Consider the following 14,167-nt stretch of genomic DNA (forward strand, 5'->3'; position numbering starts at 1 on the left):
TTAAATCACTTAAACCTGCGGGTCATTTCGTAATTACATTAATTAAAAAACTTAAAACCATTAAATAAATAAAAAACCACTAACTCTATGTGAAATAAATCAAAATTTCACGCTGCAATACTCCTTAGGATGTATAGCGAAAGGAGAAAAAGATATACCTCGATCGCCCCCCTTTCTCCCAAGTGAAAATAAAAGGTTATCAGTTTGCAACATCGAACAACATTCGTTGCAAATCGATAACAACATGCACCTTCAGGATACTATTTATTATGTTCGGCAATGATATTTTCACCCGTGTAAAACGTTCAGAAAATAAAAAAATGGCGGAAATCGTCCAATTCCTGCATGAAAATGATTTGAGCGTTGACACCACAGTCGAAGCATTTATTACCGTAACCCGCGATGAAAAGCTTATCGCGTGCGGTGGAATTGCCGGAAATATTATTAAATGCGTTGCTATCAGTGAATCCGTTCGCGGTGAAGGACTGGCGCTGACATTAGCCACTGAATTGATAAACCTCGCCTATGAGCGGCACAGCACGCATCTGTTTATTTATACCAAAACCGAATACGAGGCGCTGTTCCGCCAGTGCGGTTTTTCCACGCTGACCAGTGTACCCGGCGTGATGGTGCTGATGGAAAACAGCGCCACGCGACTGAAACGCTATGCCGAATCGCTGAAAAAATTTCGTCATCCAGGGAACAAGATTGGCTGCATTGTGATGAACGCCAATCCCTTTACGAATGGTCACCGTTATCTGATTCAACAGGCTGCAGCACAGTGCGACTGGTTGCATCTGTTTTTAGTTAAAGAAGATTCTTCACGCTTTCCCTATGAAGACCGGCTGGATCTGGTGTTAAAAGGCACCGCCGATATTCCACGCCTGACTGTGCATCGCGGCTCCGAATACATCATCTCCCGCGCTACGTTCCCTTGCTACTTCATTAAAGAACAGAGCGTCATTAACCATTGTTACACCGAAATTGATCTGAAGATTTTCCGTCAGTACCTCGCTCCCGCGCTGGGTGTAACTCACCGCTTTGTCGGTACTGAACCCTTTTGTCGCGTTACCGCCCAGTACAACCAGGATATGCGCTACTGGCTGGAAACGCCGACTATCTCCGCACCGCCCATCGAACTGGTTGAAATTGAGCGGCTGCGTTACCAGGAGATGCCGATATCCGCTTCCCGGGTACGTCAACTGCTGGCGAAAAACGATCTCACGGCTATCGCGCCGCTGGTCCCTGCAGTCACGCTGCATTATTTGCAGAACCTGCTTGAGCACTCCCGCCAGGACGCGGCAGCTCGTCAAAAGACCCCCGCATGAGAAACAGGTGAAAAATGAAAATAAACCAGCCCGCCGTTGCAGGCACCCTTGAGTCTGGGGATGTGATGATACGCATCGCCCCACTCGATACGCAGGATATCGACCTGCAAATCAACAGCAGCGTTGAAAAACAGTTTGGTGATGCCATTCGCACCACCATTCTGGACGTTCTCGCCCGCTACAACGTGCGCGGCGTACAGCTGAATGTCGATGACAAAGGCGCACTGGACTGCATTTTACGTGCACGACTGGAAGCCCTGCTGGCACGCGCCAGCGGTATCCCGGCTCTGCCATGGGAGGATTGCCAATGATTTCCGCTTCGCTGCAACAACGTAAAACTCGCACCCGCCGCAGCATGTTGTTTGTGCCTGGTGCCAATGCCGCGATGGTCAGCAACTCATTCATCTACCCGGCTGATGCCCTGATGTTTGACCTCGAAGACTCCGTAGCATTGCGTGAAAAAGACACCGCCCGCCGCATGGTTTACCACGCGCTGCAACATCCGCTGTATCGCGATATTGAAACCATTGTGCGTGTAAACGCGCTGGATTCCGAATGGGGTGTCAACGACCTGGAAGCCGTCGTTCGCGGTGGTGCGGACGTTGTGCGTCTGCCGAAAACCGATACCGCTCAGGATGTTCTGGATATCGAAAAAGAGATCCTGCGTATCGAAAAAGCCTGTGGTCGTGAACCCGGCAGTACCGGCTTGCTGGCGGCGATTGAATCTCCGCTGGGCATTACCCGCGCAGTGGAAATCGCTCACGCTTCCGAGCGTTTGATCGGTATCGCCCTCGGTGCAGAAGACTATGTGCGCAACCTGCGTACAGAACGCTCCCCGGAAGGAACTGAACTGCTGTTCGCTCGCTGCTCCATTTTGCAGGCCGCGCGATCTGCGGGTATTCAGGCGTTCGATACCGTCTATTCTGACGCAAACAACGAAGCCGGATTCCTGCAAGAAGCCGCCCACATCAAACAGCTGGGCTTTGACGGCAAATCGCTGATCAACCCGCGTCAGATTGATCTGCTGCACAACCTCTACGCACCGACCCAGAAAGAAGTGGATCACGCCCGCCGCGTCGTAGAAGCCGCTGAAGCCGCCGCTCGCGAAGGCCTCGGCGTGGTTTCCCTGAACGGCAAGATGGTGGACGGTCCGGTTATCGATCGCGCCCGTCTGGTGCTCTCCCGCGCAGAACTTTCCGGCATCCGCGAAGAATAAGGCAATCAAAATGACGCAGAAAATTGAACAATCTCAACGACAAGAACGGGTAGCGGCCTGGAATCGTCGCGCTGAATGCGATCTTGCCGCTTTCCAGAACTCGCCAAAGCAAACCTACCAGGCTGAAAAAGCGCGCGATCGCAAACTGTGCGCCAACCTGGAAGAAGCGATTCGTCGCTCTGGTTTACAGGACGGCATGACGGTTTCCTTCCATCACGCTTTCCGTGGCGGTGACCTGACCGTCAATATGGTGATGGACGTCATCGCGAAGATGGGCTTTAAAAACCTGACTCTGGCCTCCAGCTCCCTGAGTGATTGCCATGCGCCGCTGGTAGAACACATTCGCCAGGGCGTGGTTACCCGCATTTATACCTCTGGCCTGCGCGGTCCACTGGCGGAAGAAATCTCCCGTGGTCTGCTGGCGGAACCGGTGCAAATCCACTCTCACGGCGGACGTGTGCATCTGGTACAGAGCGGCGAACTGAATATCGATGTGGCTTTCCTCGGCGTCCCGTCCTGTGATGAATTCGGTAATGCCAACGGCTACACCGGTAAAGCCTGCTGCGGCTCCCTCGGCTATGCAATGGTTGATGCCGACAACGCAAAACAGGTCGTGATGCTTACCGAAGAACTGCTGCCTTATCCGCATAATCCGGCAAGCATTGAGCAAGATCAGGTTGATCTGATCGTCAAAGTCGATCGCGTTGGCGATGCTGCAAAAATCGGCGCTGGTGCTACCCGTATGACCACTAACCCGCGCGAACTGCTTATTGCCCGTAGCGCTGCGGATGTGATTGTCAACTCAGGCTACTTTAAAGAAGGTTTCTCCATGCAGACCGGCACCGGCGGCGCATCGCTGGCGGTAACCCGTTTCCTGGAAGACAAAATGCGTAGCCGCGATATTCGCGCCGACTTCGCCCTTGGCGGTATTACCGCAACGATGGTTGATCTGCACGAAAAAGGTCTGATCCGCAAACTGCTGGATGTACAGAGCTTTGACAGCCACGCTGCACAATCGCTGGCCCGTAACCCCAATCACATCGAAATCAGCGCCAACCAGTACGCTAACTGGGGTTCAAAAGGTGCATCGGTTGATCGTCTCGACGTGGTGGTACTGAGCGCGCTGGAAATTGACACCCAGTTCAACGTTAACGTGCTGACCGGCTCTGACGGCGTACTGCGTGGCGCTTCCGGTGGTCACTGCGATACCGCGATTGCCTCTGCACTTTCCATCATCGTCGCACCGCTGGTACGCGGTCGTATTCCGACTCTGGTGGATAACGTGCTGACCTGCATCACCCCGGGCTCCAGTGTCGATATTCTGGTCACAGACCACGGTATCGCAGTTAACCCGGCACGTCCGGAACTGGCAGAACGTCTGCAGGAAGCGGGGATCAAAGTGGTTTCTATTGAGTGGCTGCGTGAACGTGCGCGTCTGCTGACCGGTGAACCACAGCCGATTGAATTCACCGACCGCGTCGTTGCCGTTGTGCGTTACCGCGATGGCTCGGTGATCGATGTTGTGCATCAGGTGAAGGAATAAGCCATGCACCTGCTTCCTGAACTCGCCAGCCACCATGCGGTGTCAATTCCCGAGCTGCTCGTCAGCCGGGATGAAAGGCAAGCACGGCAACACGTCTGGCTCAAGCGCCATCCTGTTCCACTGGTCTCCTTTACCGTGGTTGCGCCTGGGCCGATTAAAGACAGCGAGGTCACACGCCGAATTTTTAATCATGGCGTGACAGCCTTGCGTGCCTTAGCCGCAAAACAGGGCTGGCAAATTCAGGAGCAGGCTGCACTGGTTTCCGCCAGCGGGCCGGAGGGCATGTTGAGCATTGCCGCCCCGGCTCGCGACCTCAAGCTCGCCACCATTGAGCTTGAACATAGTCATCCTCTCGGGCGGTTATGGGATATCGATGTCCTGACACCCGAAGGCGAAATTCTCTCCCGCCGCGACTATTCACTGCCGCCTCGCCGCTGCCTGTTGTGCGAGCAAAGCGCAGCTGTTTGCGCGCGTGGAAAAACCCATCAACTGACCGATTTACTCAACCGCATGGAGGCGCTGCTGAACGATGTCGATGCCTGCAACGTCAACTAAAACCACAAAGCTTGCGACGTCATTAATCGATGAGTACGCCCTGCTGGGCTGGCGCGCCATGCTGACTGAAGTCAATCTGTCACCGAAACCAGGCCTCGTGGATCGGATTAACTGCGGGGCGCACAAAGATATGGCGCTGGAAGATTTTCACCGCAGCGCGCTGGCGATTCAGGGCTGGTTACCCCGTTTCATTGAATTTGGTGCCTGTAGTGCTGAAATGGCACCAGAAGCGGTACTCCACGGATTACGCCCAATTGGTATGGCTTGCGAAGGTGATATGTTCCGCGCCACTGCGGGCGTAAACACGCATAAAGGCAGCATTTTTTCTTTAGGGCTACTGTGTGCGGCAATTGGCCGTTTGCTTCAACTCAACCAGTCGGTAACGCCAATAACCATTTGTGCGACGGCGGCAAGTTTCTGCCGTGGCCTGACCGATCGCGAACTGCGTACCAATAATTCACAACTGACGGCAGGTCAACGGTTGTACCAGCAACTTGGCCTTACCGGCGCGCGCGGCGAAGCCGAAGCAGGTTACCCACTGGTGATCAACCACGCCCTGCCGCATTACCTCACTCTGCTGGATCAGGGGTTAGATCCTGAACTGGCATTGCTCGATACCTTACTCCTACTGATGGCGATCAACGGCGATACCAACGTTGCATCGCGCGGTGGCGAGGGAGGCCTGCGCTGGCTACAGCGCAAGGCGCAAACATTATTGCAAAAAGGGGGCATCCGAACCCCCGCCGATCTCGATTATCTCCGGCAGTTCGACAGGGAGTGTATCGAACGAAATCTCAGTCCAGGCGGCAGTGCCGACCTGCTGATCCTTACCTGGTTTTTAGCACAGATTTAATTATTTAAGCACTTGATAAATTTGGAAATATTAATTTTCGGAGAACCCGTATGTCTTTAGCAAAAGATAATATATGGAAACTATTGGCCCCACTGGTGGTGATGGGCGTCATGTTTCTTATCCCTGTCCCCGACGGTATGCCACCGCAGGCATGGCATTACTTCGCTGTGTTTGTGGCAATGATTGTCGGCATGATCCTCGAGCCAATTCCGGCAACAGCGATCAGTTTTATTGCGGTTACTATTTGCGTTATTGGCAGTAATTACCTTCTCTTTGATGCCAAAGAATTAGCTGACCCAGCGTTTAATGCGCAAAAACAGGCGCTGAAATGGGGTCTGGCTGGTTTTTCCAGCACCACGGTATGGCTGGTATTTGGCGCATTTATTTTTGCATTAGGGTATGAAGTTTCCGGGTTAGGTCGTCGCATTGCCCTTTTCCTGGTGAAATTCATGGGCAAACGCACGCTGACGTTAGGTTATGCGATAGTCATTATCGACATTCTGCTGGCACCGTTTACACCGTCCAACACCGCGCGTACCGGGGGTACGGTTTTTCCGGTCATTAAAAACCTGCCGCCGCTGTTTAAATCATTCCCGAACGATCCGTCCGCGCGTCGTATTGGCGGCTATTTGATGTGGATGATGGTCATTAGTACCAGTCTGAGTTCGTCCATGTTTGTCACCGGTGCGGCACCAAACGTGCTGGGTCTGGAGTTCGTCAGCAAAATTGCCGGCATCCAGATTAGCTGGTTGCAGTGGTTCCTCTGCTTCCTGCCGGTTGGCGTTATCTTACTTATCATTGCGCCGTGGCTTTCCTACGTGCTTTACAAACCGGAAATCACACACAGTGAAGAAGTAGCAACCTGGGCGGGTGATGAACTAAAAACCATGGGTGCGCTGACACGCAGAGAGTGGACGCTGATTGGCCTTGTATTGCTCAGCTTAGGTTTGTGGGTATTTGGCAGTGAAGTCATTAATGCTACTGCGGTAGGTCTGCTGGCAGTTTCGCTAATGCTGGCCCTGCACGTTGTGCCGTGGAAAGACATTACCCGCTATAACAGCGCATGGAACACGCTGGTCAACCTGGCAACTTTGGTTGTGATGGCTAATGGCCTGACTCGTTCTGGCTTTATTGACTGGTTCGCCGGTACCATGAGTACGCACCTGGAAGGATTCTCACCAAACGCAACGGTGATTGTACTGGTTCTGGTGTTCTACTTTGCGCACTACCTGTTTGCCAGCCTGTCTGCGCACACCGCAACCATGCTGCCGGTTATTCTGGCCGTCGGTAAAGGTATTCCGGGCGTACCAATGGAACAACTGTGTATCCTGCTGGTGCTGTCTATCGGTATCATGGGCTGTCTGACGCCGTATGCAACCGGTCCTGGGGTGATTATTTACGGCTGCGGCTATGTGAAATCAAAAGATTACTGGCGACTTGGTGCAATCTTCGGGGTGATTTACATCTCTATGTTGCTGTTGGTTGGCTGGCCGATTCTCGCCATGTGGAACTAATACGTTCGCCAAACGCTGAATAAATCATCACGCCCGCCAGGTAAGCCCACCTGGCGGGCTTTTTTATGATTTAATAGATAGTATTCAGTGTATGTATGAGTTCCACACCCATTATGAAAGCATTCTGGCGTAACGCCGCGTTGCTCGCGGTTTCTCTGCTTCCCTTCTCTTCTGCCAACGCCGTGGCGTTGCAGGCAAAACAGTATGGCGATTTTGATCGCTATGTCCTGGCCCTCTCCTGGCAAACCGGATTTTGCCAGAGTCAACACGATCGAAATCGTAACGAACGAGATGAATGTCGCCTGCAAACCGAAACGACCAACAAAGCTGATTTTCTGACCGTACATGGTCTATGGCCAGGATTGCCTAAATCGGTTGCTGCCCGTGGTGTTGATGAACGCCGCTGGATGCGCTTCGGTTGCGCTACTCGCCCAATCCCGAATCTGCCAGAAGCACGCGCCAGCCGGATGTGTTCATCGCCGGAAACTGGGTTATCACTGGAAACGGCAGCTAAACTAAATGAAGTCATGCCGGGAGCTGGCGGTCGTTCCTGCCTGGAACGTTACGAATATGCCAAACACGGCGTCTGCTTTGGTTTTGATCCGGACGCTTACTTCGGCACGATGGTACGTCTGAATCAAGAAATTAAAGAGAGCGAAACCGGAAAATTTCTTGCGGATAACTACGGTAAAACAGTGAGCCGCCGTGATTTTGATGCCGCCTTTGCCAAAAGCTGGGGAAAAGAGAACGTGAAAGCCGTTAAGCTAACGTGCCAGGGTAACCCTGCGTATTTGACTGAAATTCAGATTTCAATCAAAGCTGACGCCATCAACGCTCCGCTTTCTGCAAACTCATTCTTGCCGCAACCACACCCAGGCAACTGTGGCAAAACCTTTGTGATTGATAAAGCGGGTTATTAATCATCTGATGTACAAAACACGCTAATTCGTCTTCCATAAACCATGACGATTAAGATTTATACATAATGCGCTGCATTGAGGAATTCCCTGAATGTGATGCAAATCACTTCAAAGAGTGAGCAACAGTCAGTATCATCATGTGAGTTAAACCCTCGCCGCCTGACGGTGAGGGTTTTCTTTTGGGTATGTTTATCTGCGACACTCGCAGTACCGACGACATGGAGTAAAAATGTCCAGACCAACTATCATCATTAACGACCTGGATGCCGAACGCATCGATATTCTGCTGGAGCAACCTGCCTATGCTGGTTTGCCAATCGCCGACGCGTTAAACGCAGAGTTGGATCGCGCCCAAATGTGTTCGCCAGAAGAGATGCCACACGACGTGGTGACAATGAACAGCCGGGTTAAATTCCGCAATCTTAGCGATGGCGAAGTGCGTGTGCGCACGCTGGTGTATCCGGCTAAAATGACTGACAGCAATACTCAGCTTTCTGTTATGGCTCCGGTAGGTGCCGCACTGCTGGGGCTGCGCGTTGGCGATTCCATTCACTGGGAACTTCCGGGCGGCGTTGCAACCCACCTTGAAGTGCTGGAACTCGAATACCAGCCAGAAGCTGCTGGCGACTACCTGCTTTAATCCCATCTGCACAAGCGACAACTCGCTTTGCCCAGAGGATGCACTCGCATCCTCTTTCCGCTCAAATATCAACCAGATTTATCATTTTGCTCTTAAGCACAGCATTCTAATCTGAACTGGTTATTCATCTGCGGAACCCCATATGAGCGAAGCTCTCAGTATCACTGCGTTTTATATATTCATAGCAGCTATTATTGTTGCTGCAGTGCTATACCTTGAACAACGCTGGTAGTACCTGGTTTTATTTATTTTCCAGATCAATCGCAAATTCAGATCGAATCAGCCTCGCAAATCATAGATTCATAATCAATAATGTGCTGTTATGTATACATGCAAAAACAAGGAGAGAATGCTTATGTACAAAACAATCATCATGCCAGTGGATGTTTTCGAAATGGAATTGAGCGACAAAGCTGTTCGCCACGCTGAATTCCTCGCCCAGGATGACGGAGTTATTCATCTACTTCACGTACTACCGGGGTCAGCCAGCCTGAGCCTGCACCGTTTTGCCGCTGATGTACGTCGTTTTGAAGAGCATCTGCAACATGAAGCAGAAGAACGTTTGCAAACGATGGTCAGCCACTTCACCATCGATCCTTCCCGCATTAAACAACATGTCCGTTTTGGTAGCGTGCGGGATGAAGTCAATGAGTTGGCAGAAGAACTGGGGGCTGATGTTGTCGTTATCGGTTCGCGCAACCCATCGATTTCGACCCATCTGTTAGGTTCTAACGCCTCAAGCGTTATCCGCCACGCCAATCTGCCGGTGCTGGTCGTTCGCTAATAGATAAAAGTATTTATGTCGCCCTGCCCGGAGCCATCCCGGCGGGGCTTTTTATTGCAATAAAAAAGCCGCCAGGTTTGACCCCGGCGGCTAAGCAATTGCAGGTGAATCTTACTTCTTCTTATGCAGTTTTGGTGCGAATCAGGTAGTCAAAAGCACTCAGAGAGGCTTTGGCACCTTCGCCAGTGGCGATGATGATCTGCTTGTACGGAACCGTCGTACAGTCACCCGCTGCGAACACGCCTTTGACGTTGGTTTCGCATTTCGCATCAATGATAATCTCGCCCATGCGGTTACGTTCGACTGCACCTTCGAGCCAGTTGGTGTTCGGCAGCAGACCAATCTGCACGAAAATACCGGCCAGTTCGATGTTGTGAATATCGCCGCTGACACGATCTCGATATTCCAGACCTACGACTTTGCTACCGTCGCCTTTCACTTCCGTGGTTTGCGCATTCAGAATAATGTCGACGTTTTTCAGGCTGCGCAGTTTGTCCTGCAGAACCTGGTCGGCTTTCATTTCTGGCGCAAATTCCAGCAGCGTTACGTGCTCAACGATACCCGCCAGGTCGATTGCCGCTTCCACGCCGGAGTTACCGCCGCCGATAACCGCTACGCGTTTACCTTTAAACAGCGGGCCGTCGCAGTGCGGGCAGTAGGTCACGCCTTTGGTGCGATACTGATCTTCGCCCGGAACGTTCATGTTGCGCCATTTTGCACCGGTCGCCACGATAATGCTGCGTGCTTTCAGTACCGCGCCAGAAGCTGTTTCAATCTGATGCAGGCCACCTTCAACCGCTGCCGGGATCAGTTTGCTGGCGCTCTGGCTGTCGATCACATCAACGTCGTATTCATCAACGTGAACTTTCAGCGCCCCTGCCAGCTTCTGCCCTTCAGTCTTCGGTACAGAAATGTAGTTTTCGATATCAACGGTATCGAGGATCTGACCACCAAAACGTTCGCCCATCAGACCAGTACGAATACCTTTACGTGCAGAGTAAATTGCTGCCGCTGCACCCGCCGGGCCGGAACCGACGATTAATACGTCATAAGCATCACGCTTGTTCAGCTCTTCTGCCGCACGTTTTTCCGCGCCAGTATCGATTTTGGCGACGATTTCGGAAATAGTCATGCGGCCCTGACCAAACTCTTTCCCATTTACGAACACTGCCGGAACGCCCATCACGTTGCGATCGGTGATTTCGTTCTGGAAGGTGCCGCCGTCAATTGCCGTATGCTTAATACGCGGGTTCAGTACGCTCATCAGGTTCAGCGCCTGCACCACGTCCGGGCAGTTGTGGCAAGAGAGCGAGTAATAGGTTTCGAATTCAAAATCACCGTCAATATGGCGAATCTGCTCCAGCAGAGACTGCGCTTCTTTCGACGGATGACCACCGGTCCACAACAACGCCAGTACCAGCGAGGTGAACTCGTGGCCCAGCGGGGAACCTGCAAAACGTGGCCCCTGGTTGGAACCTGGGTTAGTGATCAGGAAAGACGGCTTACGCACCGGCAAGCTGTTATCTTCTTTAAAGGTGACTTTGTCTGACAGTTCTGCGATTTCAGCCAACAGTTCCTTGATTTCTGCCGATTTAGCGCTGTCATCCAGCGTGGCAATTAACTCAACAGGCTTGGTCAATTTCTCAAGGTAAGCCTTGAGTTGAGTTTTCATATTTGTGTCGAGCATGTTTATCTCCTGGGCTTTAAACATCATCATGCAAGCGGCCTCTGCGGCTACCTGGATGCAGCTTGCATCATGGTGCGGGGAAGAAAATCGGGTGCCGCAGCACCCGAAGAATTAGGTGAATTTCCGAAGTATTTCACGCCAGAGCAAGGCGGCTAGCCTGTGAATCCCCGGGAGCTTACACAAGTAAGTGACCGGGGTGAGCGGGCGACGCCAACGCCGCTATGGCGTGAAAGACGAAGGAAATTTAGATTTTACCAACCAGGTCCAGGGATGGAGCCAGAGTTGCTTCACCTTCTTTCCATTTAGCCGGGCAAACTTCACCTGGGTGAGAAGCCACGTACTGTGCTGCTTTGATTTTACGCAGCAGGTCAGACGCATCACGGCCAATGCCTTCAGCGGTAACTTCGATTGCCTGGATGATACCCTGCGGGTCAACAACGAAGGTTGCACGATCAGCCAGACCTTCATCTTCACGCATGTTGTCGAAGTTACGGGTCAGGGCGCCAGTCGGGTCGCCGATCATCGCATATTTGATTTTAGCGATAGTTTCAGAGCTGCTGTGCCATGCTTTGTGGGTGAAGTGAGTATCGGTAGATACTGCGTATACATCTACGCCCAGTTTCTGCAGTTCTTCGTAGTGGTCAGCAACGTCACCCAGTTCGGTCGGGCATACGAAAGTAAAGTCAGCCGGGTAGAAGAAGAAGACGCTCCAGCGGCCTTCGGTATCTTTTTCGGTGATTTCGATGAATTCGCCGTTTTTGAATGCCTGGTTTTTAAAAGGTTTAATTTTGGTGTTAATCAAGGACATCTATACTTCCTCCGTGTTTTCGATGAGATGTAAGGTAACCAATTTTTGCCGATTCGGCTAATGCGTTTCCATTATCAAATCGATAAGTTTTACCTTACAACCGTCGTAAGACAACTTTGTGAACTTTGCACCGCCAGTGGCGATAAAAAGTAAAATGGGCCCCCTTTCCAGGTGACCGTGTAATCTGAACTACCCTTTGGTATCTTCAGCGCCTGCCTGCAGGCTGTGGTGTTGCCCTTACAAATGCAACAACGACATGGATTACAACACCCTCATAAACAAAGGGCAATCACCTGATCTAAGCTCTTACCTATGACAGTGATAGGTTATGCCTTTTACTCCATTTTTGCACTGACTGAAAAGGACAAATTAATGTTAAAAAAGATACTTTTACTGGCTCTGCTTCCTACAATCGCCTTTGCAGAGGAACTTCCTGCTCCGGTAAAAGCGATTGAAAAACAGGGCATTAAGATCATCAAAACGTTCGATGCCCCCGGCGGAATGAAAGGTTATCTCGGCAAGTATCAGGATATGGGCGTCACCATCTACCTGACTCCAGATGGTAAGCACGCTATCTCTGGTTACATGTACAACGAGAAAGGTGAAAACCTGAGTAACATGCTTATCGAAAAAGAAATTTATGCGCCAGCCGGACGCGAAATGTGGCAACGGATGGAACAATCGCACTGGCTCCTCGACGGTAAAAAAGACGCGCCAGTCATAGTCTACGTTTTCGCCGATCCGTTCTGCCCATATTGTAAACAGTTCTGGCAGCAGGCGCGCCCGTGGGTTGATTCTGGCAAAGTACAGTTGAGAACATTGTTGGTTGGGGTTATCAAACCAGAAAGTCCGGCCACAGCCGCGGCAATTCTGGCCTCTAAAGATCCCGCAAAAACCTGGCAAAAATATGAAGCCTCTGGCGGCAAACTTAAGCTAAATGTGCCTACAAACGTAAGTACAGAGCAAATGAAAGTGTTAAGCGACAACGAGAAACTCATGGACGATCTGGGGGCAAATGTCACACCGGCTATCTATTACATGAGTAAGGAAAATACGCTGCAACAGGCCGTGGGGTTGCCCGATCAGAAAACGCTTAATATCATTATGGAAAATAAATAGAAGATAATTCATGGGTGGTTGAAATACATCCTTGCTTTTCAACCATTCTAAAAACGCATGAATTGCTTCTTCCCCTCCAGACAACTGTGTTACTTTAGAAAAACTTAATCCAGAGTTAAGTAATAAAACATAACAAATATAAATAAAACAGTAGAATCATTGATTACAAGAATGATTTATGGACAAGATAATATAACGGAGTATGTTATGGCTAATCTTTATGATTTAAAAAAATTCGACCTCAATTTACTGGTCATATTTGAGTGCATTTATCAACACCTCAGCATTAGCAAAGCAGCAGAATCATTATATATAACGCCATCTGCCGTTAGTCAGTCGTTACAACGTTTACGCGCGCAATTTAATGACCCGTTATTCATCCGCTCAGGGAAAGGTATCGCGCCGACTACAACAGGGTTAAATCTGCATCACCATCTTGAGAAAAATCTCCGAGGCCTTGAACAAACGATCAATATCGTTAATAAGTCTGAGCTGAAGAAAAATTTTATTATCTACGGTCCTCAGCTTATTTCTTGTAGTAATAACAACATGCTAATCCGCTGTCTAAGACAAGATACTTCAATCGATATAGAATGCCATGACATACTGCTTTCAGCTGAAAACGCTGAAGAATTGTTAGTTCAACGCAAAGCTGACCTGGCAATTACACTGCAACCAGTAATTAGCCGCTCTGTCATCTGCATGCCGGTACATACTATTCGCAATTCTCTTATATGTAGCAACAAACATCCTCGTATTACCGATACCAGTAACTATGAACAAATTATCGCCGAAGAATTCACCTTGTTGATATCTAAATCAGCAGGGATTGACGAAATTCAAATGGACATAGATGAACGTTTTATGAACCGTAAAGTTTCATTTCGCAGTTCTTCTTTGTTGACGATAATTAATAGTATTTCTGTTACTGACTTATTGGGCATTGTGCCCACCGAACTGTACGATTTACATCGTGATTTTTTGAAGTTACAAGAGATAAAACTGGAACGACCACTTCCTACGGTTAAACTGTATATTTCCTATAACAAGGCTTCGTTGAACAATCTTGTCTTCTCACGATTCATAGATCGTTTAAATGATAGCTTCTGATTTATTACCACGGATAAATGTTATATTACGCATCAATTGATTCATTGTGTGAATATAAAATAATGTGCTCTATCTTGCTTCGTTTACCCT

Annotated in this window: 15 protein-coding genes; 13 read left to right on the top strand and 2 right to left on the bottom strand. The window is 50.2% G+C overall.

From position 1 onward, the window contains the following. Positions 1-269 precede the first annotated feature (269 nt). The 11 genes from citC (at position 270) to uspG (ending at position 9,353) form a co-directional block, all read left to right on the top strand. Positions 270-1,328, top strand: a complete 1,059-nt coding sequence (citC, locus tag AACU19_RS10045) for a [citrate (pro-3S)-lyase] ligase (RefSeq protein ID WP_105278177.1) — start codon at positions 270-272, stop codon at positions 1,326-1,328. A 14-nt stretch (positions 1,329-1,342) separates the two neighbouring features. Then, the gene (gene citD / locus AACU19_RS10050; protein ID WP_000700703.1) at positions 1,343-1,639 is read left to right on the top strand and encodes a citrate lyase acyl carrier protein; all 297 of its coding nucleotides are present in this window, start codon (positions 1,343-1,345) and stop codon (positions 1,637-1,639) included. Beyond that, positions 1,636-2,544 carry a citrate (pro-3S)-lyase subunit beta gene (citE, locus tag AACU19_RS10055; protein WP_000622357.1) on the top strand — a complete coding sequence of 303 codons (909 nt, stop codon included), beginning with the start codon at positions 1,636-1,638 and terminating at the stop codon, positions 2,542-2,544. The genes citD and citE overlap by 4 nt, the downstream gene beginning before the upstream one ends. A 10-nt stretch (positions 2,545-2,554) precedes the next feature. Next, entirely contained in the window at positions 2,555-4,087 is a 1,533-nt protein-coding gene (gene citF, locus AACU19_RS10060; protein ID WP_000192245.1) for a citrate lyase subunit alpha, read from the top strand. Between the two features lie 3 nt (positions 4,088-4,090). Next, on the top strand, positions 4,091-4,642 hold the full coding sequence (gene citX, locus AACU19_RS10065) for a citrate lyase holo-[acyl-carrier protein] synthase (RefSeq protein WP_000550422.1): 552 nt from the start codon (positions 4,091-4,093) through the stop codon (positions 4,640-4,642). After that, on the top strand, positions 4,617-5,495 hold the full coding sequence (citG, locus tag AACU19_RS10070; RefSeq protein ID WP_000062467.1) for a triphosphoribosyl-dephospho-CoA synthase CitG: 879 nt from the start codon (positions 4,617-4,619) through the stop codon (positions 5,493-5,495). The genes citX and citG overlap by 26 nt, the downstream gene beginning before the upstream one ends. Positions 5,496-5,545: 50 nt before the next feature. Continuing rightward, on the top strand, positions 5,546-7,009 hold the full coding sequence (citT, locus tag AACU19_RS10075) for a citrate/succinate antiporter CitT (protein ID WP_000050323.1): 1,464 nt from the start codon (positions 5,546-5,548) through the stop codon (positions 7,007-7,009). 113 nt (positions 7,010-7,122) lie between these two features. Continuing rightward, positions 7,123-7,929 carry a ribonuclease I gene (gene rna / locus AACU19_RS10080; protein WP_105278178.1) on the top strand — a complete coding sequence of 269 codons (807 nt, stop codon included), beginning with the start codon at positions 7,123-7,125 and terminating at the stop codon, positions 7,927-7,929. A 229-nt stretch (positions 7,930-8,158) separates the two neighbouring features. Beyond that, on the top strand, positions 8,159-8,569 hold the full coding sequence (gene rnk / locus AACU19_RS10085) for a nucleoside diphosphate kinase regulator (RefSeq protein ID WP_000089731.1): 411 nt from the start codon (positions 8,159-8,161) through the stop codon (positions 8,567-8,569). 142 nt (positions 8,570-8,711) lie between these two features. Further along, positions 8,712-8,801: a small membrane protein YldA gene (yldA, locus tag AACU19_RS23720; protein WP_349813939.1), complete on the top strand. Its 90-nt coding sequence runs from the start codon at positions 8,712-8,714 to the stop codon at positions 8,799-8,801. A gap of 123 nt (positions 8,802-8,924) precedes the next feature. Next, positions 8,925-9,353, top strand: a complete 429-nt coding sequence (gene uspG / locus AACU19_RS10090; protein ID WP_000278505.1) for a universal stress protein UspG — start codon at positions 8,925-8,927, stop codon at positions 9,351-9,353. A 121-nt stretch (positions 9,354-9,474) separates the two neighbouring features. Here uspG and ahpF read toward each other — a convergent pair whose 3' ends face one another. Next, a complete protein-coding gene (gene ahpF, locus AACU19_RS10095) occupies positions 9,475-11,040 on the bottom strand; it encodes an alkyl hydroperoxide reductase subunit F (protein WP_032183601.1) in 1,566 nt (521 codons plus the stop codon). Between the two features lie 244 nt (positions 11,041-11,284). Next, positions 11,285-11,848 (bottom strand): alkyl hydroperoxide reductase subunit C, encoded by a 564-nt coding sequence (ahpC, locus tag AACU19_RS10100; RefSeq protein WP_000052796.1) that lies wholly within the window; start codon positions 11,846-11,848, stop codon positions 11,285-11,287. 372 nt (positions 11,849-12,220) lie between these two features. Between ahpC and dsbG the strand changes: the two genes are divergently transcribed. Further along, positions 12,221-12,967 (top strand): thiol:disulfide interchange protein DsbG, encoded by a 747-nt coding sequence (gene dsbG, locus AACU19_RS10105; RefSeq protein WP_105278179.1) that lies wholly within the window; start codon positions 12,221-12,223, stop codon positions 12,965-12,967. 207 nt (positions 12,968-13,174) lie between these two features. After that, entirely contained in the window at positions 13,175-14,077 is a 903-nt protein-coding gene (citR, locus tag AACU19_RS10110; protein ID WP_024212087.1) for a DNA-binding transcriptional repressor CitR, read from the top strand. The last annotated feature ends 90 nt before the right edge of the window (positions 14,078-14,167 follow it).

Source organism: Escherichia sp. MOD1-EC4550 (genome assembly GCF_963876935.1).
GTDB lineage: Bacteria > Pseudomonadota > Gammaproteobacteria > Enterobacterales > Enterobacteriaceae > Escherichia > Escherichia coli_F.